The sequence below is a fragment of the Aeromonas sp. 5HA1 genome (assembly GCF_029237245.1).
Taxonomy (GTDB): domain Bacteria; phylum Pseudomonadota; class Gammaproteobacteria; order Enterobacterales; family Aeromonadaceae; genus Aeromonas; species Aeromonas salmonicida.
The window spans coordinates 216,217-240,502 of record NZ_JAACFW010000002.1; the positions used below are offsets into that span (position 1 = coordinate 216,217).

Consider the following 24,286-nt stretch of genomic DNA (forward strand, 5'->3'; position numbering starts at 1 on the left):
TAATGAGTTAATACATGGGAAAGAGTGTATGGAGAAGTATTGAGTACTTCTTTACCGGTAATTACACGGCAGATGATGGCAATAATGACATCAATGCCTTTGGCTTCGGTGGCGTCATCCGTGCCTATGGCGGTGACGACACCATCAAGGTCGGCTCCATTGGCGCCACTGTTTATACCGGCACGGGCAATGACAGCGTGTACGGCGGCGCCGCCTACCTCAAGGTGGTCGACGACTCCGGCAACCTGACCGTCAAGGGGGCGGCGGGCTACGCGGACATCAGCAAGTCCGAGTCAGGCAATATCCACTTTGCCGGCGCCAGCGGCGGCACCAATATCGATCACCGAGGGCGCGAGGGCGACATCCGCTATCAGGGGGCGGCTCTTGCCAACTTCCTGACCCGCAAGGGGATCAGTGGCAACGTCAGCTTCGAGGGGGCCGGGGGTTACAACAAGCTCTGGCACCAGACCGACAGGGGCGATCTGACCTTCAGCGGTGCCGGTGCGGCCAACAAGATAGATCGTACCTGGCACAGCCAGTATCAGGGATCGCACGGCAACATCAGCTTCTATGGCGCTGGTGCGGCCAACATCATCAGCTCCCAGCTGGAATCCGGCAACATATCCCTGAACGGGGCCGGCGCCTACAACAAGGTGTTCCGCAAGGGACGCGAGGGGGATGTCGCCTTCAACGGCGCCGGTGGCTGGAACGAGATCTCCCGTTTGCGCCATGAGGATGATGCCTATCTGCAGACCCGTGGCGACATCCGTTTCAACGGCGCCGGGGGTTACAACCGCCTGTTGTCCGATGTGGCCGAGGGCAACATTCACTTCAAGGGAGCCGGGGGATACAACCACCTTTCCCGCAAGGGGTCTGGCAGCGACAGCTCGCCCTTTGCGGGTGCCAGTGCCGACGAGATAGTGCTGACCACGGCCACCATGGGCGGTAGCTGGATTCAAAAGTCCCAGGCGGTCACGGCCATCAAGTCGACCCTGCAACCCAATACCTACCTGTTTGCCTTCTTCGATGGCATGTACACCAAGATAAATCGGGTCGAACTCTCCAACGAGGGCGAGCAGGGTCCCCTGCGTTACCTCTCCACCTCCTGGTACAAGGAAGGCGATCACCTCGCCAGCCTGGCCAGCCGCCAGATCAATGAACAGCAAGGGTTTACCTCGACCCGGACCGACGGCGCTTATCGCCTGACGGATCTGGTGTTTGAACGGCGTCAGCGCATCACACTGCAGGCGGTGGAAGCGGATCTGACCGAAAACAGCTGGATCAACTACGGCGGTGGCGTGACTGTGGCCGCCGCCGATGTCACCCTCTCCACGGCCAACATGAGTGGTCATGCCATCTATGAAGATGGCACCAAGGTCGCTGTCAGCGCGGTGAAATCCCGGGTACAGGCCAACACCTATGTGTTTGCCAAGCAGCTTGGCCCCTACACCAAGATAGTGGTGGTGGAGCTGGCCAACGACAGGGAAACCGGTGCGCTCAAGTACCTGGCCAGGGCCTGGTACAAGGAGGGCAACCACATTGCCAGCCTGGCCGATCAGGTCATCTCGGAGCAGACGGGTTTCAGCGCCATGGGCACGGGGGGCTACTCCCTGAGCGAGGTGCACTACCAGCTCGACACAGTGACAGCTGTGTCGGATCGGCTGCCTGCCACCCGGGAGTTTGACTCCCAGCCGTTGCTCCCCCGCCAGCAAGGCGGCGGCAAGAGCAAGGGCGACATCTTCTTCGACGGCGCCGGTGGCGGCAACGTGATCGAGTCCGACGTGACCGAGGGCAACATCCACTTCAACGGCGCCGGGGCCGCCAACGTGCTGATCAAGCGCGGTCAGCTCGGCGATCTGGTGTTCCGTGGCGCCGGTCTTGCCAACGTGCTGGTACATCAGGGCGCGCAGGGGAAGATGGATGTCTATGCCGTTGGCGCGGCCAACGTGCTGGTACGCAGCGGGGACGGGGAGTATCTGGCCCGCCTGCTGGCCTATGGCAACATCTCGGTGCAGCAGGGGCGTGGCGACAGCCAGGTCGTGATGCTGGGCGGTTACAACACCCACACCCAGATCGGCGATGGCAATGGTCTCTGGCTGGCTGGCGGTGGGGCAAACGTGCTGACCCAGGCCGGTAAGGGGCAGCTCGATGCCATGCTGGTCGGCGGTGCCAACGTGCTGACCAAGCTGGGTGCCGGCCAGCTGACCGCCGGACTGCTGGGGGGCGCCAATGTGCTGACCCACATCAGCCAAGGGGATGAAGCTGCCGATACCCGCGCCGTGCTGCTGGGGGGCGCCAACGTGCTCACCAAGAAGGGCAACGGCAAGGTGCAGGCCATACTGGGGGGCGGCGTGAATGTGCTGACCCAGATTGGCCGGGGTGATACCCAGGCGCTGCTGCTGGGGGCGGCCAACGTACTGACCCGGGTCGGTGACGGCGATCTCTCGGCCGTGATGCTGGGGGCGGGCAACGTGCTGACCCATGTCGGCGATGGCGCCACCCTGGGGGTCATGGGGGCCGCCGGCAACCTGTTCACCAAGGTGGGTGACGGCACGGCCATTGCCGCCATGATAGGTGCGGGCAACCTGTTTACCCAGATAGGTCAGGGCGACGCCTGGGCCCTGATGGGCGGGGTGGCCAACGTCTTCACCAAGGTGGGGGATGGCAATGCCCTGGCGCTGATGGTGGCCAAGGCCAACATCTTCACCCATGTCGGTGACGGCCTGACCGTCGCCCTGATGCTGGCCCAGGGCAACCTGGCGACCAAGGTGGGCAACGGCATGACGCTGGCTGCCATGGTGGGCAATGCCAACGTCTTCACCCATGTCGGCCTTGGCGAGACCTTCGCCGCCATGCTGGGGCAGGCGAACCTGATGACCAAGGTGGGCGATGGCCTGACCGCTGCGCTGATGATTGGCAAGGCCAACATCTACAGCCACATCGGCAACGGCACCAGTCTGGGGTTGTTCGCCGGCGAGCTGAACGTGATGACCAAGGTGGGTGATGGCACCACACTGGCGGCTCTGTTTGGCAAGGCCAACATAGTGACCCATGTGGGCAGCGGTCTGACCGGGGTACTGGCGCTGGGCAAAGCCAACATCATCACCAAGGTCGGGGATGACTTCCTCGGCGTCATTGCCAAGGCCGATGCCAACGTGTTGACCCACGTGGGCAATGGCACCACGGCTGCGGTGTTGTGGGGCAAGGGCAATCTGCTGACCAAGATAGGTGACGGTACCACTGTGGGCCTGCTTATCTCCGAGGTAGGCAACGTCATGACCCATGTCGGTGGCGGCAGCACCATAGGCCTGGCCAAGGGCCGCGCCAACCTGATCACCAAGGTGGGCGACGGACTGGTGGTGCAAGGGGCCTGGGGGGATGTCAACCTGCTGACCCAGGTCGGTGACGGTGACCGTTACAGCTTCGCCAAGGGCCGCGCCAACGTGCTGACCAAGGTCGGCGATGGCCGCGAGCTGGCGGTGCTGCAAGGGGAGGCCAACCTGGTCACTCAGGTCGGTGACGGTGACAGTTACACAGGTGCCTGGGGTCGCGCCAACATCATCACCAAGGTGGGGGATGGCCGTCAGGTCGTGCTGGCCAAGGGGGATGCGAACATAGTCACCCAGGTGGGGGATGGCGAGAGCTACCAGGCCCTGCTCGGCAAGGCCAACGTCGTCACCCGGGTGGGAGACGGCATCCAGGTCACCCTCGCCAAGGGGGAGATCAACCAGACCACCACAGTGGGGGATGGCCTGAGCGTCACCGCCGCCTACGGCAAGTTCAACAACAACATCAAGGTCGGCGACGGCACCTCCATCAACCTGGCCTGGGGTGATTACAACCTCAACACCAAGGTGGGGGACGGGCTCAACGTCGCCGTCATGAAGGGCAAGGGCAATGCCAATGTCCAGATCGGTGACGGGCTTGACGTTACGGCGGCCTATGCCCGCCACAACGTGGCCATCAAGATAGGCAACGGCGACTTCTACAGCCTGGCCATCGCCAGCAGCAACACCAGCAGCAACAAGCTCGGTACCCTGTTTGACAACATCAAGCAGACCCTGTTCGGTGCGGCAGGCAACCAGGCGATCAACTACCTGGTACAGGGCGACGAAGAGGGCCCGGTCAAGACGCCACAAGCGGCCAGCCTGGGGGATGTACAGGCCCTGAGCGGCTTTGGTCTGGACGAGATTGGCGAGGTGAAATCCTCGCTGGCGAACGGCCTGACCGGTCAGGTGAGCCAGACCGGCGAGCGGGATGAGCAAGCCATGAACAAGGCGTTGCAGCTCGATGAGCAAGGCCTGGCCAGAGGGGGCGAAAACCTCATCGTCAACGGCGATTTCGAACAGGGCGCCCACGGCTGGCAGCATGCCGGTGACGGGATCGAAGCAGATCATTCCGCCAGCGCCTACGGGCTGGCCACCGAGGCGCACGGCGCTCGCGTCAGCGAACTCTCTACCGACAGAAATACCCAAATCTCCCAGGATCTTGCCGGCCTCAAGGCGGGCGAGACTGTCACTCTGAACTTCGATTTTGCCCGTCGGGCCAACATCTCGCTGCAGCATGGCATCGAGGTGCTGTGGAACGGCGAGCGTGTCTTTGCCAGCGAAGGCGACGCCGACAGCTGGCAGACCAAACAGTTGACCCTGACTGCCAGAGAGGGCCGCAATAGTCTGGCGTTCCGGGGCACGGGGGAGAACAACGGCCTTGGTTATCTGCTCGACAACGTGGTCGCCACTGCGGCTGGCAAGGCCGAGATAGGCCAGGTGAGTGCCCAGCTGGCGCAAGACGGCAACGCCGCCCAGGCCCAAGCCGATCGGGCCAGTGCCGATGCCGACAAACAGCGGCTGGAGCAGGAGAAGGCGCAGCAGCTCGCCGCCATTTCGGGCACTCAGGCCCAGCTGGAGGCTACCGACCAGCAGAAGCTGGCGGAGAATGGCCAGCAGCAGCGTGCCACCATCGAGGCGGAAGCCCGCGACATGACGGCCCAGCTCGACACCCTGGCCCGCCAGTTTGAACAGCTCAAGCAGCCCGAAGCGGCCACCATCCCGTCCGGCCAGCACTGGCGCAATGGTTTTGCCGACCGCTTGTTGACCGATGCACAGGAAGATCTGGAAGAGGCCAGCGGCAGGGCAGGCGAGGCGATCGCGGATGCCAAAACCCGCCGCGAGCAGCAGAACCAGCAGGTCGAGGCCGCCCTTGCCCAGTCCAAATCTGGCCAGCAGCGCAGCGAACAGTTGCAGGGCGAGGCCTTGGCGCAGGGGCAGAGCCGGACCGAGCAGGCCGAGCAGCATCGTCTCGATGCCCTGACACGCGAGGCCGATGCCCGGCAGCGGCAGCAAGAGGGAGAGTCGAGCGCGAGCCAGGCCCAGGCCGCAGGCGAGCAGGCCAGCAGCCAGGCCAGCCAACAGGCAACACAGGCCAGGCAGAATGCGGCAAGCCTGAAACAAAGCGGCGACAAGCCGAGCCGCCAGGGAGTGAATAACGGCCAGAGCCCGATGGCGGCACCCCGGTTGCCGCAGGTTGGTGAGCTTGATGTGCCCAATGCCAGCGGTCTGTCGACCGACGCGTCGGCCAGCGCCCAGCCATCGGCCATCGATGCCGCCAATGGCTTGAGTGAACAGGAGCAATCCGTCCTCGATGGCGCCCTGGCTGCGGTCAACCGCCTGCAGATCAATGCCGGGAACCGTACTCACGGCACGCCCGCCATCACCCTGCCCGATATGGTCGGTGAGCACGAGTCGGGTGCCACTGTGCCGACGAGCCATGCGTCTTCGCGCCGCAGCGCCGAGCTGGGCCTGTCCGGGGTCTTCCTGGCCGGGCTGGGAAGCCCGGTGCGAGGCCCGGCCGTAGCCGTCCCCGAGACCGCCGGTTTTGCCTTCCAGCTGCTCAAGCGCGAAGACAGTGACTTCATTGACTCTACCCGTCGCCAGCTGGGCAAGCTCTCGACCGACTTGCCAAGCGATCGACTCAAGGCGGTACGCGAGGCCGTGGTTCGGGTGCAACAACAGCCATCGGAGGCGAATCTGGGGCTGCTGGAGCAAAGCCTGTCCCAGTGGCAGGTTCGCGACCCCAAAGAGTTTGCCCTGCGCGGTGAACAGGTGAAGGCGCTGCGCTTCGAGGTCGCCTCCTTGCTGAGCCACACCTTCGCCTTCAGGGCCAAGGCTGCCGGTGTGCATGGTCTGGCACTGCCGCCTGAACAGACAACCCGCTTTGAACATCAGCTGGTGTTCGACGGCATAGGCCGGATCACAGGAGTAGTGGGTGAGTTGAGTGCCACCGACATAGCCCGGGTGACCGAGCTCAGCATTCGTCCGCTCACCGACACCAACTCCAACGCCGAGCGGCAGGCGCCCCGTACCGAGCATGACAGTCTGATCGCGTTTGCCCATCAGCTGGGTCAGTTCGACACGCCGCAAACCCGCCAGCTGGCCGCAGAGGTCAAGGCGCTCTGGCTCTCTGGCGAGGTGAATGGACCTAGTACCATCGCCTTGTTTGAGACTGCCTGCAAGACGCTGTGGGATCAGCCGCAGCTGCAGGTGCTGGCACAAGCCTTGCTGGCCGATGCGAACAAGAGCAAGGCGACCGGCCAGTACATAGACAATCTGTTTGGCCGTCGTTTCGACTCAGAGATTGCCCATGCGCTGGTGACCTCACCGTCGCAGGTGGCGATCGATACCTCGGCGCAACTGGGCGCCAGGCTGGTGAAGGAGTTCGGCGACTGGATCCAGACACTGCAGCTGGACGAAGCCACCCAGAGCCAGCGCATCGACAAGAAGATGGCGGCATTCGCCGAGGCCATCAAGAAAGACACCCGTCCCTGGTTCAGCCGGGTGCCCAGCCTGACCGATTTCCTGGCCGAGCCGAATCTGGCCAACTTCAAACAGATGATGACCCGGGTCGACAACGGCTTCGATGTCATCAAGGTGCCCTTCCTGGCGGTGAAGATGGCCACCCATCCCGAGCTCGGCATGGACACGGCCGACTGGAAGAGAGAGGGGGATCGCTTCTATGGCAGCGTCATTACCAAGGCGCGCTCGACCAGCACCGAGATCGCCTCTGCCAAGGACGGTCTGCTGCAAGTCGACTTGCCGGGTCGCACCACCAGCGACTACGGCACGGGTCTGCACTATCAGCCCGGCGGCGACAAGTACGACGACTTCCTGAGCGGGCGCAGCGTGGCCGATGGCCGCATACTGACGCCGGGCAAGGAGACCACCTTCGAGCGCAACGCGCTGGACAAGGGCTTGCCCGTGGTGACCGGGGCCTCCGGCTCCACCAACATCATGGTGCACCTGAACAACTACCTAGCGGCGAAGGAGCCTGGCTACTCCCCGAGTCAGGCCTACCTCAACACCCTTGCCTTCCTGGTGTTCGATGGCGGCCACTCGGTGAACGAGAGTCTGGCGGTCTATCAGGCCTTGCAGGCGAGCGGGGATGCGCGCAAGCAGGTGCTGGAGAGCTACACCGCCAACTACCGGGATCTGGTGGATCTGGCGGGTGATGCCGGCAAGGCGGCGGTGCAGGATGCCCTCGATCGTGCCTTCGGCCGCACCCTCGATTTTTATCAGCAACACGCCCACTCGGCGCAGCTGGCTGAGCTGGCCGCACTCGGGTCGCCGCGCAAGGTCAGTGCCCCTGTCGAGGTGGTTGACCCCGCCTCATCCGGCAAGCCCGTCTCCATGGAGAACGACGGCTCGGCACCGGTAGACAGGCAGCCGCTCAATCCCCTGACCCGTTTCCTCAACGACAACCTGTATGGCACCCGTGATGAGCGCCGCCAGGTGGGCGACATCACCCGGCAGCTGCTCGACCATGCGGTGAGCAAAGGGGAGGCTGCACAAGTGACCCTGCAAGGGGACGCCGGCCGCCTGTCCGGTTACCTGCACAAGGGGACCGAACGGCAAGGGACGCAGGAAGATGGCAAGCCCGAGGTGGTGCTGTTCCTGCATGGCTCAGGCTCTTCTGCCGAGGAGCAGGCCGATGCCGTTCGCAGTCATTACCAGAAGCAGGGCATCGACATGCTGGCGGTCAACCTGCGCGGCTATGGGGCCAGCGATGGCGGCCCCAGCGAACAGGGGGTCTATCAGGATGCCCGCACCATGTTCCGCTATCTGGTGGAAGAGCGCGGTGTGGCGCCCGGCAAGATCCTGATCCACGGCTACTCCATGGGCGGCCCCATCGCCGCCGATCTGGCCCGTTATGCCGCCGAGCAGGGCAAGCCGGTGGGCGCCCTCTTGCTCGATCGCCCCATGCCCAGCATGAGCAAGGCGATCACGGCCCATGAGCTGCCCAATCCGGGCGGTCTGGTCGGGGCGATCGCCAAGGCGGTCAACGGCCGTTTCTCGGTAGAGAAAAACCTCGACGGCCTGCCCAAGAGCACGCCCATCATGCTGCTGACCGACAACGAAGGGCTTGGCAGCGAGGGTGAAAAACTGCGGGCCAAGCTGGCCGTGGCCGGTTATCAGGTTAGCGGTGAGCAGACCTTCTATGGCCATCTGGCCAGCAACCGCTTGATGGGCCAATATGCCGAGCAGATAGTCGGCGATCTGTTCAACCGCAGTCAGTCAGAGGCGGGTGCCGAGGCGCCGCTCAAGGGCATCGAGGGTATCAAGCGCGATCTCAAGCGCTACCAGGAGGCGCTCGCCCCACAGGTGGGCAGCAACGGCGTGGCCAAGGACATACGTACCACCAAGGCGTTCCTCGCGGGTTACCAGCAGGGGCTGGCCGGCAAGGTGGTTGACGGCTTCCAGCCCGACATGAGCATGACCCAGCTGGTCGACTTGTTCACCCAGCCGACCCTGACGCCACAGCAGCAGGGGGCGCTCGCCTGGGAGATCGAGAACCGGGCGCTCAAGAGCACCATCAAACCCAAGGTTGAACAGTTCAACCGCCTGTTCCGTGACGTGGCCTCGCAAGGGGGCGCAGATCCGCTGGCAAGGGAGCATCTGGCTCCCCAATTGCTACTGCTGAATCTGGCGGATGACGGCTTCGGTGGCCGCTGCGATCCCCTCTCCAAGCTGGTGCTGGTCGCCAAGCAGCTGGAGAGCGAGGGGCAGCCGGATCTGGCGCGGCGCATGATGGAGAAGCTCTACTCAGCGGCCGCCGTCATCAACAATCCGGATCGCTACTCGGCTGCCGAGCTGGACAACGCCCGCAAGCTGGTGGGCAGTCTGGCCGAGATCCACAACAACACGCCGGCGTCCTACAACTACGACAGCCTGCGCAGCATCAAGTACGACATCGTCAAGGATAAGTGGGAAGGCAAGAGCGCCATCTCGCTCGATAGCGTGCTCGGCAAGCTGACCGCCAAAGGGAATGCCGCCCCCGTGCTGCTGGAGCTGGATGCGCCGGGCCACGCCATGGCCGCCTGGTCCAAACAGGGTGAGTCGGGCCGAGTCTACGGTTTCTACGATCCCAATGTGGGCATAGTCGAGTTCTCCTCCGCCGAGAAATTCAGTCGTTACATGACCCGCTTCTTTGGCAAGGAGGGGCTCGACATGGCGAACGGCTACCACCTGACGCCGGGAGCGGATGGCAAGCCGCTGTTCTTCCGGGTGACCGAGATGAACGGGGATGCGCTTGCCCGCTTCAAGCCGTCCAAGGATCTTGCCAACAAGGTCACGCTGCAGGAGATCCTGCAGTTGCCGGTGTTTGATGAGAGCCCGATGACGGGGCTGCCGGGCAAAGTGGTGACGCAGGAGCGGGCAACCAGCCTGTTTGCCGACGCCTACAGCCCGGATGAGCTGAAAAAAGCCGCCCAGGTATTTACCAAGCCCATTGGCGAGTCTTATCAGGGGATCCTGGATCAGCTCGCCGTGCTGCACGGCGCCACCGGTCAGGCGCAGGTGGAGGCCGCATTGCGGCTGAACAAGCTGATCGACGACTACCAGACCAGGCACGAAGGCTCCGGCAGAAACCCGGCGCTGACCCAGTTGCAGAGCCAGCTCAACGGCGGGCTCTATCGCGGTGAGCTGGCGTCGCTGCAAACCGATGTCGCGACACTGGCCAAGAGTCGCCCCGATCTGGCTGCCCTCGTCATCGGCAAGGCTGCCGAGGAGGCGAATGGCAAGCATCCGGGTCTCACCCAGATGTTGCTGCGCTGGGTGGCACAAGATCCCTATCTGGCGGCCAAGGGGGGATACCAGGGGCAGGCGCCTGCGGATCTGCCGTTTGATGCCAGCTTCCATGTCGCGCTCGGCGAGCAGTATGGCGAGCTGAAGACGTGGCTGGCAGATGCCCAGTCGAAGGGGCTGCTGAGCAAGGCCGTGCTGGACGAGACCGGCAAGGTGCTGCACCTGGGCTACTCCTATCAGGAGTTGCAGGATATGACGGGGGATCAGTCTGCCCAGATGACTGTCTACTTCATCAAGGAGGCAGCCAAGCAGGCGGCGCCCGGCTCCGAGCTCTCTGCCGAGATGATCATGCTGGACAAGTTTGCCGACCGCCGCTATCTCGGCGAGCTGGAGTCCCGCCGCATCGAGCAGGTTGAGAACATCTATCACAGCAGCAAGCAGACAGACATAGCGGCCTGGGATGCCCGCTATGCTGGCAATGCCCTGCGGGATCTGAACGATCAGGTGGCGCAGGAGAGCACGCTGGCAGGACAGCTGTCACGCCTGCTGGAGAACCGCAACGGCCTGCTGATCGGGGAAACCCATGGCAGCGACGTGAATGGTCTGCGCTTCGTCCACGAGCAGATGGATGCCCTCAAGGCGCAGGGGGTGACCGTCATCGGTCTGGAGCACCTGCGCGGCGAGCTGGCACAGCCGCTGATCGACCGCTATCTGGCGGGGGGAGACATGTCCCCCGAGCTGGCAACCATGCTGAAAACCAAGCATCTGGATCCCTCCCTGTTCGAGCGAGCGCGTGAGAAAGGGCTGCGGATTGTGGCGCTGGACGACGGCAGCACGGCAAGACCCGCGATTGCCGGGACTGAGCACGGCCTCATGTATCGCGCCGGGGCGGCCAACAACGTCGCCGTCGACGTGCTGGGCAAGTTGCCGGCTGGCGAGAAGTTCGTCGCCATCTACGGCAGCGCGCACCTGGCCTCCCACAAGGGGATCGAAGGCTTTGTGCCGGGCATTACCCACCGTCTGGGGCTGCCCGCCCTGAAGGTGGATGCGGACAACCGCTTCCGCTTGCAGGAGGATGACGCCAGCCAGCGGGTCGAGTACGGCGATGTCGCCAGGAAATGGACGCCGGTGGCGGGCCTGGACGGTGCGGATCAGCCGGTACGCAACCAGCAGGTTACCCAGTGGCAGCAGCCTGAGGTGACACCGGGCCGCCAGGGGGGCGAGACCCGCTTCGATGGCCAGATCATCATCCAGACCGAAGATGATCCGGTTGCCGCCAAAGCGGCGGCCAGTCTGGCGGGCAAGCACCCCGATCGCAGCCTGGTGGTGCAGCTGGATGCGGATGGCAACTATCGGGTGGTGTATGGCGATCCTGCTCAGCTGGCTGGCAATATTCGCTGGCAGGTGGTGGGTCACGGTCGTGACGGTGACGAGCAGAACAACAGCCGACTCAGTGGCTACAGTGCCGATGAGCTGGCCGGGCGTCTGCGCCGGTTCGGCGAGCGCCTGCAAGAGGCGGGTGTGGCGATCAAGCCGAGCTATGTCAGCCTGGTGGGTTGCTCCCTGGTGAGCGACGACCAGCAGACAGGGTTTGCGAGCCGCTTCATCAAGGCATTGAAAAACGAGGGGATCAACGCCCAGGTATCGGCCCGCAGCAGCGAGGTGGCGGTCGATCTGGCTGGTCGCAAGCACACCCGTGGTGAAGATGATGTCTGGGCCCGCAAGGTGGCCGGCAACAAGGTGGTGCTGACCCTCAACGAAGCCGGCGAGCCTGTGGCGCACACCGAGTTGGTGCGCGGCGGCGTGGCCGAAGGGGATATCGATCTGGCCAACGTGGGCCGGGGTGACGGCGAGAGTCGCGCCCGTGGCGCGATCGCCGACAATGACGAGACCTTTGTCGCCCCCGAAAAACAGCGTCAGTCCGAGCCTGCCGCCGGAGAGGCCGACAATGCCGTCAGCTACTCCGGCAACATTCAGGTCAACGTGGGGGATGGCGAGTTCACCGCCATCAACTGGGGTACCAGCAACCTGGGTGTCAAAGTGGGTACAGGGGGCATGAAGTCGCTGGCCTTCGGCGACAACAACGTCATGGTGCACATCGGGGATGGCGACAGCAAACACAGCCTCGACATCGCTGGTTACCAGGCGTTGGAGGGGGCCCAGCTGTTCGTGGGCCAACGCAACGTCAGCTTCAACCAGGGGCGCAGCAACGATCTCATCGTGATGCTGGAGAAATCCATCCCCACGCCGCCCATGGTCAACCCCTTTGGTGGGGCGGCCCGTATCGCCGGTGCCCTGCAGCAGATAGCCGGTGACGGCTTTCAGCCGAACTGGGTTTCCAGCCAGTGGGAGCAGTGGACCCTGGCTGGGGCCAACAAGTTCGTGGCGGACATGGCCGGGCTGGATCAGACCAGCAGCGTCAAGTACGGCTCGCTCACGGCTCTGGACAGCGACCATGAGCGCAGCAGTCGCGGCCTCAAGAGCGATCTGGAAGCAACCCTCAACAAGGCGTTCAACCAGCACGTCTTGGGCGGCGGCCAGGGTGAAAAGGGGCCTCTGAGCCGGGCGGACAAGCTGCGCCAGGCCAACGAGAAGCTGGCGTTCAACTTCGCGGTTGCCGGGCAGGGGGCCGATATCCAGGTCACCACGGGCAACTGGAACTTTGTGTTTGGTGACAACATCCAGGCTATGCTGGACACCAACCTGGGTTCCCTGTTCGGGATCCTGACCCAGGAGTTCACGTCGACCGGGCAGGCCAAGACCACCTTTACCTTCACTCCGACTGATTTGCCGCGCCAGCTGCAAAACCGGCTGCTGGGACGACTGGCCGGGGTCGGTGCCGACACCACGCTGGCAGATATCTTCGGCGTGGATTACAACGCCCGGGGTCAGCTGGTGGCGCGCGATGGCGCAGCCATCAATGCGCCTGCGCTGTTGCAGGAGATGCTGGGGGTCATCGCCGAATTTGGTGGCGATCAGCTCAAGAGCCTGACCGATCCTGCCAAGTGGCTCGACAGCCTCAAGGCCGGGCTGGATCTGGGCACAGATGCCCTCGGCGATTTTGCCCGCACCCACGGCTTGCAGGAGGCGGCCCCCGAAGAGGCCAAACCAGGTGAGGTGTCGGTGCAGCAGGGGGAAGGCCCAGCCAAGGCCGCTGCCCAGCCGGCCACCGCACAGGAGAAAGCGTTCGGTTTCAATGCCCTGAGCCTGCCCAACTTGTTTGCGGCCCTGTTCAACGGCGACAAGCAGGCGGAGCTCAAGACGCTGGCCAGCAACCTCAAGCAGAACCTGACGGCCGATCTGCTCAACATGAAGGAGCAGACCTTCGACTTCCTGCGCAACAGTGGTCACCTGCAGGGGGATGGCGACATGCACGTCTCCCTTGGCAACTACAACTTCAACTGGGGGGGAGACGGCAAGGATCTGGGGGCCTACCTCGGCGACAACAACAACTTCTGGGGTGGTCGCGGTGACGATGTCTTCTATGCCACCGGTACCTCCAACATCTTCACCGGCGGTGCCGGTCAGGACACTGGCATCATGATGGGACGGGAGAACATGATGTTTGGCGGGCAGGGTGACGATGTCGCCGTGCTGGCCGGCCGTGTCAACCGCGCCTTCATGGGCGAGGGCAACGATCAGGCCTTCATCTTCGGTGAAGAGGGGATAGTGGAAGGGGGCGCTGGCCAGGATTATCTGGTCACCTCCGGCAACTACAACCAGATCGATGCCGGCGCGGATCAGGACTTTGCGGTGACCATAGGCCATCACAACCAGATCCGGCTGGGTGAGGGGGATGACGTTGCCATTGTGTTTGGCAACCACAACCGCCTGCTGGCGGAGCATGGCAACAATCAGGTCAAGCTGATGGGTTATCACGCCAGCATCCGGGGCGGTGACGGCCGGGATCGGCTGATCGCCGACCGGGTCGCCAAGTTCAGCCAGCTCGATGGCGGGGACGGCGATGACCTGCTGGTGCTGGGGGGTTATCAGAACCGCTTCAGTGGCGGCACCGGTGTTGACAGCTTCGTGTTCAGTGGCGAGGTGATAGAGAACCTGGTGCAGGACATCGGCAAGGAGGACTTCATCGTCTTCAACGACGTCAGCTGGCGGGATCTCTGGTTCAAGCGCAGCGGCTACGACTTGCAACTGCTGGTCAACCGTCACACCGACGGGGCGAGCGAGCAGGGCAAGTTCGAGCAACTGGGCAGCGCCACCTTCAGCAACTACTTTGCCGACAACCGGGCCCAGCTGGTCATAGGTCTTGGCGAGCAGCAGGCAGAGGGCGAGCGCGCCTACACGGCGCTCTCTCACCATGCGGTCGACAGCCTGATCCAGGCCATGAGCAGCTTCGCCCCCGAAGCGGGCGACATGGGACTGCTCAATCGCCTCGACAGTCAGGCCAACAGCCTGGTGCAGTCTGCCTGGGGGGATGTGATACAGGGTCGGGCGCACGTCGCCTGAGCGACCTGAAACCAACTCAATGACATGCAAAACCTGCTCTTCGGAGCAGGTTTTTTTATGGGAAAACGGTGGGCGTGAGCTTCCTTGCCGGTGTGTAACGGCGGGAGAGCGCGCCTTGGCTACCGGCTCCTTAGTACAGCCTGCTCGCCGCCCATCACAGGCTCTGCCAATGGATGGGGCTGCGCCTGCCTTTCCAGCCATAGGCGCCTTCCACTCTCAGGCTGGTTATGATATCCATTCGATAACCTGGTCTGGGGCAAGCGGGTCCATGGGGACGCGCTGCCAGCGGCCAGGGCGCCGCCTGTCGGCGCTACCCGGGGCTTGGCCTCGCCGTGTTCATTCCTCCCTGCAGGTCATGGGTTATACGCAAAAGAGGCTTTATGGAGTTGTTGTTACTGGCGGATGCGCCATCTGCCGCAGGCGTGGTTGCCTCATGGTATTTTGACGAATGGTGCCGCGACAGTGGTCGCTTTACTCAAGAGCAGGTGCTGGCCAAGGTCACGGCGGCCACCCAGGTTGACCGGGCTCCGCTGATGGTACTGGCCCGCCTGGCCGGTGAATGGGTGGGGTCTGCGGAGCTCAAGATCCGTGAAATGGCGATGTTTCCCGAGTACGAATATTGGTTGGGTGGGGTATATGTCGTTGAAAAAGCGCGCGGGCAGGGTGTCGCCTCCTTGCTGGTAACAGAGATCCTCAGCCGTGCTCGCAGGGCGGGGATCAGCAAGCTGTACTTGCAAACCGAGAACCTGAGCGGTGGCGTTTATTGCCGTCATGGTTTCAAGGCCGTTGAGGAGGTCAATGATAAAGGCGTTCATGTTCTGGTGATGGTGGCGGATACCGGCCTCTAATCCTCGTCAGAAGCGCTGATCTGGTGACGTCTGGCACAGCAGCTTGCGGCCTGCTTCGGCGCGCATAACCATTTAGTGCGATCAATAAAAAAGCCAGTCAGGGTCACTGACTGGCTCTTTTATTGGCACCTGCCGGGCAGGCGCCATCATGGACTGCGGACTTAGCCTATCAGGCTGGCCCACAGGTCGTATTCGTCCGCTTCATCGATGCGGACCTTGACCAGATCGCCGGGTTTGAGGCCGGTTTCACCGTTCAGGTAGACCAAGCCGTCGATCTCGGGGGCATCGGCGAAGGAGCGGCCGGTGGCACCCTCTTCGTCCACCTCGTCGATCAGCACTGTCATCTCTTTGCCGACCTTGCGAGCCAGCTTGCGGATGGAGACCTGCTGCTGCAGCTCCATGAAGCGCTGGAAGCGCTCTTCCTGAACGTCTTCCGGTACCGGATCCGGCAGCTCGTTGGCCTTGGCGCCTTCGACCGGGCTGTATTTGAAGCAGCCGACCCTGTCCAGCTCCGCCTTGTCGATGAAGTCCAGCAGCATCTGGAACTCTTCTTCGGTCTCGCCGGGGAAGCCGACGATGAAGGTGGAACGCAGGGTGATCTCGGGGCAGATCTCGCGCCACTTCTGGATGCGCTCCAGGGTGCGCTCGACGGTACCCGGGCGCTTCATCAATTTGAGGATGCGCGGGCTGGCGTGTTGCAACGGGATGTCCAGGTAGGGCAGTACCTTGCCGTCGCGCATCAGCGGTATGACGTCATCCACGTGCGGGTAGGGGTAGACGTAATGCAGGCGTACCCAGATGTCGAGCTTGGCCAGCTCTTCGCACAGGGCCACCATGCTGGTCTTGACCGGCATGCCGTCGTAGAAACCGGTGCGGTGCTTGACGTCGACGCCATAGGCGGAGGTGTCCTGGGAGATCACCAGTATCTCTTTGACGCCGGCGTCTTTCAGGCGCTTGGCTTCGGCCAGCACTTCGCCGATGGGGCGGCTCACCAGATCCCCGCGCATGGAGGGGATGATGCAGAAAGTGCAGCGGTGGTTGCAGCCTTCGGAAATCTTCAGATAAGCGTAGTGGCGCGGAGTCAGCTTGACGCCGTGGGCCGGCACCAGGCTGGTGAAGGGGTTGTGGGTCGGTTTGGCCACGTATTTGTGGACGTGACCCAGCACCTCTTCGTAGGCGTGGGGGCCGGTGATCTCGAGCACCTTGGGGTGGATCTCGCGGATCTGGTTCTCTTTGGCGCCGAGGCAGCCGGTGACTATCACCTTGCCGTTTTCGGCCAGGGCCTCGCCGATGGCTTCCAGCGACTCTTGCACCGCGCTGTCGATAAAGCCGCAGGTGTTGACCACCACCAGCTCCGCATCGTCATAGCTGGGCACCACATCGTACCCTTCGGTACGCAGCTGGGTCAGGATGCGCTCGGAATCGACCAGATTTTTGGGGCAACCCAAGGAGACGAATCCTACTTTGGGGGCCTGTTTTGTGTTGGACATCGCTCAATCACTCTTAGGTGGCTCTCTTATAAGGGCGCGGATTTTACCGGAATGGCTAACCAAAAACTATACAGCCAGCACGGTAGAACGGAACAATATCTCTGGCGGAGGCAGATTCCCCTACACAGCACCCAAGTACTGCGCCAGCCAGGCTACCCCTTTTGGGTGCGTCTCGACGGGGCCAGTCGAATCGTCGACCCGCTCACATCTTGTTGAGTTTTCAGTTAACGAGATGGGGGGCTGCTGATGGGCGTCACTATACTCCCAACAGGCACACCAGCAGGGAGGACGGGATGGAAAGCTCATTTGGCGAGAGAATGCAGCATGTGCATGCCACGCTCAGGCAGCGCTTTGACAAGTTGAGCCGGGTGGCCATCGCTATCTATGACCCGCATACGGACAGGCTCAAGACCTTTGCCCACAGCACTGAGGGGAGCTCTCCTCTGGTGCAGTACGAGGTCAAACTGAGCGAGGTGCCCTCCCTGCGCTATCTGGCGGAACACAAACAGCCCAGGGTGCTCGACAGTCTGGACTCCCTGCTGGGGTCGAGCTCGGAGCACAGCCGCAAGCTGCTGGAAGCGGGGTATGCCTCCAGCTATACGGAGCCGCTGCTGTTCAACAGCAAGCTGTTCGGCTTTCTGTTTTGCGATGCGATGGAGCCGGGTTACTTCAGGGAGCCTATTCGCAGCGAGTTGTCAGCCTATGCCCAGGTGCTGTCGGCCATCATAGCGGTGGAATTTTTCTCCATTCAGACCCTTGGCGGCGCCCTCACCACGGCGCGGGAGTTCAGCCGTTATCGGGATGAGGAAACCGCCAACCATCTGCACCGGATGTCGGCCTACTCCCGGCTGATCGCCCGCTCTGTGGCAACGCGCCATTCGCTCAGCGACGAGGAGGTGGAGTTTATCTACCTCTTCTCCGAGCTGCACGACATCGGCAAGATTGCGGTGCCTGATGCCATCTTGCTCAAACCGGGCAAGCTGACGCAGGAAGAGTTCGAGATCATGAAGATCCACCCCGGCAAGGGGCGGGAGATGATTGCCCTGATGATCAGTGAATTTGGCCTCGATGGCATTCACCATACCGACATGCTGACCCATATCATCGCCTGCCATCATGAGCGTTTTGACGGCACCGGTTACCCGGAGGGGCTGGCGGGGGAGGCTATTCCGCTGGCGGCGCGTATCGTTGCGGTGGCAGATGTGTTCGATGCTCTCACCAGCGAGCGTCCCTACAAGCAGGCCTGGCCGTTTGACAGGGCGTTTGCCTATCTGGAGGAGTATGCCGGCAGCTAGTTTGACCCCGTCTGCGTGGAAGCCGCGCTTCGCAACAAGGAGGCGTTTCGCATCATACATCAGCAGTATCAGGAGCCCGCCACCAGCCCGGTCGGCAGCGATATTTCGAGACCTGGCCGTGGTTCAAGCCACTGATGTCAGCAATTTGCCCCAGTCTTGCCGGTTCTCACCTTTCTACTTGGGTCCTGGTTCGCTTATCTGGTACAGGTGATCGGTGCAGGCGCTCGCGCAGCCACAGGGGCGCACCGCTTTATCCGCGCGCTTTTGCGCCAGCCTGTACTGGCTCCACCAGAGCAGGGAGCCCATGGCGACGATCAGCACAAAGGCGGCCAGTATGGTGATCAGCAGCAGTGACATGAGTTTGCCTCCTTGGTGTTGTGGCACCCTGTGTTCCCTTCGCCGCAGCAGCCTCCCTGACAAGGGGGACGCTCAGCGCCGTCATGGCCATCGCGTCTGATGGCGTAGATGACGGGTTTGCCAGCCTGGCGCTGTGACCTGCGGCCCTGGCTTGGCTCGGTCAGAGGTTGCAAATTGCCCTCAGCCAGCAGTGCCGGCCACGGCAGTCGCGCCGAGCGACACTGCACCACCTGCATGCCGCCGGTCAACAAGCGTCCCAGCATCCGCTCACCGATATTGCGTACTACTACCTGATTGACCTGATGAGCCTTGAGGGTGACCAGCAGCGCCTGTTTGCCGCCACAACCCTCACCGGCTGCCGGGTTGGGCAGGGTGGCGAGCACAGTGCCCTCGGGGCTGACTATTTGCAGCTGTTCGGCGCGGGTAAAGTGACTGGCCAGCTGGCCCCGGGTCAGCATGACGGCGCGGTTGGCTGCTGGCGCCATTATCAGGCCATGCTCTGTATTCATAGGGATATGTCTCCACTGGTATCGGGGTCGCTCGCCTGCATCATCAAGGCTTTGCCCTGGCTCAGACAGTCCACCACCTTGTAGCGGGCTTTTTTAAGGATGTTGGCCAGGGTCTGACGAGATACCCCCATCACGACGGCGGCCTCCTGTTGCTGCATGCCTTCCAGATCCACCAGGCGCAGTGCCTCGAATTCGTCGGCAGCGAGGGCGACCTGTTCCAGCTGGTGCATGGGGCGGCCATTGGGTTTGAAGCAGCTGTTGGCGGGACGGCCACAGATCTGGCGGGCAATCTTGGGTCTGGGCATAAGCACTCCTATTTGGCATATGCTATATATACGCCGGGCAATCAGGGTATGCAAATGAATAAAACATGTGTTTTCATTGCATATCAGGGACGAAGGCCCTGTTACAGTGCGCTGGTCGCAAGATGGTTGGGTCTGGTTGTGCAACGATCAGTGCTCGTTCCCGGGAGGAGCGAGCTGCTTGTCTCACGCATGTTAATCGTACGTATCTTGCTGAAATAATGAGTTATTGATGAAAATTCAAGGTGAATGACATGAACAAAGCGATGGCCACCAAGGTGTTTGAATCCCTCTCCTCCGGCATTCGGCTCGATGTCTGGCGTCTGCTGGTGAAAGCGGGCCTGGAGGGACGGGTGGCCGGGGAGCTTTCCAGCAGTCTCGATATCGCCCCCAACACATTGTCATTTCACCTCAAGGCCATGTTGCACGCCGGCTTGCTGTCGGTGGAGCAAGAGGGTCGCTTCCTGCGTTATCGCGCCAACATCCCTCTCATGCTGGCATTGATAGGCTACCTCACGGAGGAGTGCTGCGCCGGTCACCCCGAGGCATGCGGCATGATGCGTGCCGAGTCCAGTTGTTCCCCTCATGTTCTGCCTGCCAACGCCTGCTGCGACAAGGAATAACGCCAGCGCCGTCATGGGGGAACTGACCCTTTCAACCAGGCTTGCCGGGCATCTCGGATACCGGATCAGGTGCTCAGATGTGCATATGAGGTCAGGCCGTGCGTCATCCACTGACTGGTGTTGTGGGCCTCACACTTATCCGGCGGTCCCTTATTCTGCTACTGTGAGGGTCAGCTCATCACAGATGGTGGAGAACCCATGAAGATTCGATTCCTGGTATTGGCAACGACATTGGCGCTGGCCTCGACCCCCATACTGGCCGATTGGGCCAAGGTAAAGGAGGCCGCCGCCGATCTTGGCACGGCTGTGAGCGACACCAGCAAGGAGGCGTGGCGGAGCGTGACCGATTTCTCCAAGGCGACCTGGGCGTCCGTCTCCCAGTGGGGCTCGGAGGCGTTCAATACCGCCGGGGCCTGGACCGACAAGAGCATAGCAACCGGCAAGGAGTGGCTGGTGGTAGCCGACAAGAAGCTCGACGAGATGCGTGAGCCCAAGACGGCGCCAGAAGCGCGACTCGCCCTCGATACCATGGCCGACACAGCCCTGGTGAGGCTGTTCAACGAACAACCCTCTGCCAAGTTGCTGTTTGACCAGGCGTATGGCTATGCGGTGTTCGATTCACGCAAGTTCTCCCTGATGTTGCAAACCAATCAGGGGGCAGGGGTGGCGATCAATCGCGGCAGCGGCCAGCACACCTACATGAAAATGCTGGGCGCTGGCCTCTCGGCCGGCCTTGGCGGCAAGTTCTACCAGCAGGTGATCCTGTTTGAAGACAAGGCCAGGTTCGATGCCTTCGTGACCAAGGGCTGGGAGGCGACCTCAGAGGTGGGGGCGGTAGCGGGCAAGGAGAGCGCCGGGCTCACCGCCAAGTACAATGGCGGCATGGCCATCTACCAGATCGGCGAGACGGGGCTGCTGCTCGATGCCAGCATCTCGGGATCCAAGTACTGGGTGGACAAGGATCTGACTGAAAAAAGCCGATAATCGAGTCGTTATCAGCTGGTCACAGCAGGTAATGATTTTGCCATGACCTATTCATGAAGGCCCGCATAGTGGGCCTTTTTCCTTTCTCTGGATTAGAGGGCCTGATAGACCCGTTTGCCTTTGAACATGGTCCACAGCACCTTGGTATCCTTGATCTGCTCGCTCGCAACCTGCTCCAGATTGCGATCCAGCAATACCAGATCAGCACTCTTGCCTACGCTGATCGAGCCTGTCTGTTTCTCCTGTCCAATCACCTTGGCGGCGTTGAGCGTGTAAGCCTGCAAGATAGCCTGGCGGCTGATCTGCTCGCTGGCGGGGGGCAGCAAGCCAAGTTCGCCCTGGCGGGTGATCGCGGTATATATCGCAAGGAAGGGGTTGGGGCTGGATACTGGCCAGTCACTGGCACCGGCGAGAATGGCGCCGCTTTGCAGCAGGCTGCCTGCCGGATAGAGACGGGACAGCAGGGCAGGGGGCACTTTCCCCTCCAGCAGCATGGTGGTCGCCACGTTTTTCCCGGCCCACAACAGTTGCATTGAGGCAGCTACATTGAGTGGTTTGAAACGGGCAATGCTGGCCGGGCTCACCACCTCCAGATGGGTGATGCTGTGCAGCAGGCGGCGATCTTCATTGTGGGCCCGTGCATAGGCGATGGCATCGAGGGATTCACGGACGGCGCGATCGCCGATGGCATGGAAGTGAGCGATCAGTTGATGGGCATCCGCCGTGCGGATCAGCTCGTTGAAACGCTGCTTGTCCAGATCGTCTTTGCCGCTGTAACCGGGGCGGTTGAGATAGGGCTCGCTCAACTTGGCGGTCTGGGATGGAAACTCGATGACTCCATCTTGCAGGATCTTGATCCCCACCAGTTTGACGTCCGGGGCATCTTGGAACTGCCGCTGGAGCGCCAGGACGTCATCAATGATGGCGGGAGAGGCGTTGATCCCCACCAGTGCCAGGGCGGATACATGCCCGGTCAGCTTGCCTTCCCGGGAGAGCATGCTGTATGCCGGCAACAGGCCGGTGTCACGGCGATCCGGCTCGGCGTTGAAGACAGGCGCGAGGGGGCGAATATTGCTGATAGGGTCCATCCAGGCGGTAATGCCAACCTGATTGAGCTGCTTGGCAGCGGTCATGATGGCACTGGCAATCGTCTCGTCGCTGACCGGTGGCAGGGCTTTGAGGATGGCATCCCAGCCTCCTTCCGAGGCAAAACCATTCAGCTTGCCGGATGGGGTGAGGCCAAAATTGCCTTTCAGCGTGGCATAACGACTGGCAAGGGCCTCGCCATCAATGCCTGCCTTGCGCAGCATGGCCTGATTGGCCCAGCCGGTGTGGGCATCCGATCCGGCCAACACTACGGGGATTTGCTGGTATTGCGGACCATTGAACACCTGATCGAGCAGGGGTAGCTGATGCCAGTAATCGAGCGAGACATTGCTGTATAGCTGCACGTCACCGAGTGTCAGACGGGGGTCATCCTGGCTGCTGGTCAGAAATTGTTGCAGTTGCTTAACCTGACTCATTGCATCGGGAAAGTTAACCGTCATGGCCTGAAATCCGGCAAAGGCCGCATGCACATGACTGTCGATGAGCCCCGGCATCAGATACTTTCCTTTCAGATCAATCTGGTTGGCATGGCTGCCGAGCCGGGCACTGACCTCCTGGTAACTGCCGACCGCCACGATCTTTTTACCTTCAATACCGACTGCCTCCGGGTGAGGGTTCGCCGGATCGCCGCTGTAGATGGTGCCGCCAAAGATCAGGGTCTGGCTCTGTGACTGGGCATTGGCTGCCATCGGAAGGCTCACCAGCAGGCTGGCAAGAAACAGCGTTTTGACATTCATGGGCATGACTCCGTCGCTTCGGCGCCCGAAGGCACCGAAGAGGGTGAATGGAAATGGGGTATCGGCTTATGGGTTGATAAGCGGGATACAGATATCAAACACGTAATGATCCCGGTCGGGGTCAGTGCCCGCGTGGTATTGCTCGTAACACGGACGGTCGTCGCAGCTCAGCCCTTTGCTCACCAGCCAGCCAAACGCCGTCTCCCAAGTGGTGACCAGCTGATCGCCGCGAGCGATAAACTGGCATACCGCATAGGGGCCAGCGGCGATGGTCTGGGTGGTCAACTGGCGCCCTGCGTGGATTTCGGGGCCCAATTCAATGCAGATGTCTGTGCGACAACGCGTCTCATCGGTGATGTCAGGAATATCCCAATAGAGACTCAAGGTGCCTGCCGGTGTCATCGCCTCGTCTGACGCGAACAGTGCGAGTAAATCCCGATGGGCTTGCTCGCAGGTCTCCTTGCCATAGGGCCCCATACGGCGCATATATGCAACGCGCCGGGCGGGCATCTGCTTGACGCTCGCCCCCTGCAACAGACCCTGGTGTTCAGTGACCGGGTGCATGACCAGGCCATCATAGGTTTCAAAGGGAAGGGGATCGTTTCCAATCTTGCTTTTCCAGTTTCCCCCTTGTTGCTGGCGGTATTCTGAAGGGCTCATGGCGAAGTGCAGGCGAAAGGCTTTGGCGAAATTCTGGGAGCTGGAGAACCCGGCTGCGATCGCAAGGGTAGTGATATCGCTCTGCGGTGCGGCCAGCAAGCGACGGGCCGCACGTTCCATGCGCAGGCGCCGGGTAAAGCCGGCGATAGTCTCTCCGACCATCGTCTTGAAAATGCGGTGAAAGTGAAAGGTGGAGATGGCGGCCGCCGTCGCGACCTCATCCAGACTGGGATTGTCATCCAGATGCTGGCTTATGTAGTCCATCGCCTTGAACACAGGTTTGCGGTAATCCAGAGATGACTCCTTGCCAACCATTAAAAGTGGGCGTCAACACCGGATTTAATCAGAGGCATCAGTCCTTGTCGAATCCGTCTGCTCTAGTCTGGCCACGCATCCTCACGCCACTCCTAACGCATTGGCACTCTAATTGCTTATACCGTACCAGCGTCAATGATTTGTCTGGGGATGAGATATGGAAATTAGTGCAAGCAGCCTGATGCAAGAGATGCAGGCTCTCAAGGTTGAAGCTGGTGCCACGCCGCTGACTCAGCCCGGTCGTCAGGTCACCTCTGACTTTGGTCAGTTGCTGCAGCAGGCGCTCGGCAACGTCAACGAACTGCAAGGCGCCGCCAATGATCTGCGCACCCGTTTCGATATGGGTGACAAGTCAGTCGATCTGTCCGATGTGATGATAGCCGGCCAGAAATCCTCTATCGCCTTCGAGGCAACGGTACAGGTGCGCAACAAGATGGTCGATGCCTACAAGACCATCATGAACATGCCGGTATAAGAGATTACTGAATATCATGCACATGTCAGCAATAAGGACATAAA

Annotated in this window: 11 protein-coding genes and 1 pseudogene; 6 read left to right on the forward strand and 6 right to left on the reverse strand. The window is 61.8% G+C overall.

Annotation, left to right across the window (positions count from 1 at the left end; translation table 11 throughout):
• Nucleotides 1-14 precede the first annotated feature (14 nt).
• Both rtxA and GWQ27_RS03275 read left to right on the forward strand, forming a co-directional pair.
• Nucleotides 15-14,540 (forward strand): MARTX multifunctional-autoprocessing repeats-in-toxin holotoxin RtxA, encoded by a 14,526-nt coding sequence (gene rtxA / locus GWQ27_RS03270; RefSeq protein ID WP_275906664.1) that lies wholly within the window; start codon nt 15-17, stop codon nt 14,538-14,540.
• A 380-nt stretch (nt 14,541-14,920) separates the two neighbouring features.
• Nucleotides 14,921-15,388, forward strand: coding sequence for a GNAT family N-acetyltransferase (locus tag GWQ27_RS03275; protein ID WP_275906665.1), 468 nt, complete (start codon nt 14,921-14,923; stop codon nt 15,386-15,388).
• Between the two features lie 161 nt (nt 15,389-15,549).
• Here GWQ27_RS03275 and rimO read toward each other — a convergent pair whose 3' ends face one another.
• Complete coding sequence (rimO, locus tag GWQ27_RS03280; protein ID WP_275906666.1) at nt 15,550-16,878, reverse strand: 30S ribosomal protein S12 methylthiotransferase RimO; 1,329 nt, start codon at nt 16,876-16,878, stop codon at nt 15,550-15,552.
• 293 nt (nt 16,879-17,171) lie between these two features.
• Here rimO and GWQ27_RS03285 point away from each other — a divergent pair.
• Nucleotides 17,172-18,308: pseudogene (locus GWQ27_RS03285) on the forward strand (HD domain-containing phosphohydrolase).
• 39 nt (nt 18,309-18,347) lie between these two features.
• Here the strand turns inward: GWQ27_RS03285 and GWQ27_RS03290 are convergent.
• From GWQ27_RS03290 to GWQ27_RS03300, 3 genes are read right to left on the reverse strand one after another with little or no spacing between them, the layout of a single operon-like run.
• Nucleotides 18,348-18,530 (reverse strand): hypothetical protein, encoded by a 183-nt coding sequence (locus GWQ27_RS03290; RefSeq protein ID WP_275906667.1) that lies wholly within the window; start codon nt 18,528-18,530, stop codon nt 18,348-18,350.
• Nucleotides 18,515-19,039: a NifB/NifX family molybdenum-iron cluster-binding protein gene (locus GWQ27_RS03295; protein WP_256684642.1), complete on the reverse strand. Its 525-nt coding sequence runs from the start codon at nt 19,037-19,039 to the stop codon at nt 18,515-18,517. The genes GWQ27_RS03290 and GWQ27_RS03295 overlap by 16 nt, the downstream gene beginning before the upstream one ends.
• On the reverse strand, nt 19,036-19,344 hold the full coding sequence (locus tag GWQ27_RS03300; RefSeq protein WP_059112917.1) for a DUF134 domain-containing protein: 309 nt from the start codon (nt 19,342-19,344) through the stop codon (nt 19,036-19,038). Before GWQ27_RS03300 ends, GWQ27_RS03295 begins: the two co-directional genes overlap by 4 nt.
• Nucleotides 19,345-19,595: 251 nt before the next feature.
• Between GWQ27_RS03300 and GWQ27_RS03305 the strand changes: the two genes are divergently transcribed.
• Together GWQ27_RS03305 and GWQ27_RS03310 are read left to right on the forward strand one after the other, a co-directional pair.
• The gene (locus GWQ27_RS03305; protein ID WP_005319346.1) at nt 19,596-19,964 is read left to right on the forward strand and encodes a helix-turn-helix domain-containing protein; all 369 of its coding nucleotides are present in this window, start codon (nt 19,596-19,598) and stop codon (nt 19,962-19,964) included.
• Nucleotides 19,965-20,162: 198 nt separating this feature from the next.
• Entirely contained in the window at nt 20,163-20,948 is a 786-nt protein-coding gene (locus GWQ27_RS03310) for a hypothetical protein (protein ID WP_111587479.1), read from the forward strand.
• 92 nt (nt 20,949-21,040) lie between these two features.
• Here GWQ27_RS03310 and GWQ27_RS03315 read toward each other — a convergent pair whose 3' ends face one another.
• Together GWQ27_RS03315 and GWQ27_RS03320 are read right to left on the reverse strand one after the other, a co-directional pair.
• Entirely contained in the window at nt 21,041-22,792 is a 1,752-nt protein-coding gene (locus tag GWQ27_RS03315; RefSeq protein ID WP_275906668.1) for an amidohydrolase, read from the reverse strand.
• Between the two features lie 66 nt (nt 22,793-22,858).
• Nucleotides 22,859-23,767, reverse strand: a complete 909-nt coding sequence (locus tag GWQ27_RS03320; RefSeq protein WP_275906669.1) for an AraC family transcriptional regulator — start codon at nt 23,765-23,767, stop codon at nt 22,859-22,861.
• A gap of 157 nt (nt 23,768-23,924) precedes the next feature.
• On the opposite strand from GWQ27_RS03320, the gene fliE reads away from it, so the two are divergent.
• A complete protein-coding gene (gene fliE / locus GWQ27_RS03325; protein ID WP_011898507.1) occupies nt 23,925-24,242 on the forward strand; it encodes a flagellar hook-basal body complex protein FliE in 318 nt (105 codons plus the stop codon).
• Nucleotides 24,243-24,286: the final 44 nt, after the last annotated feature.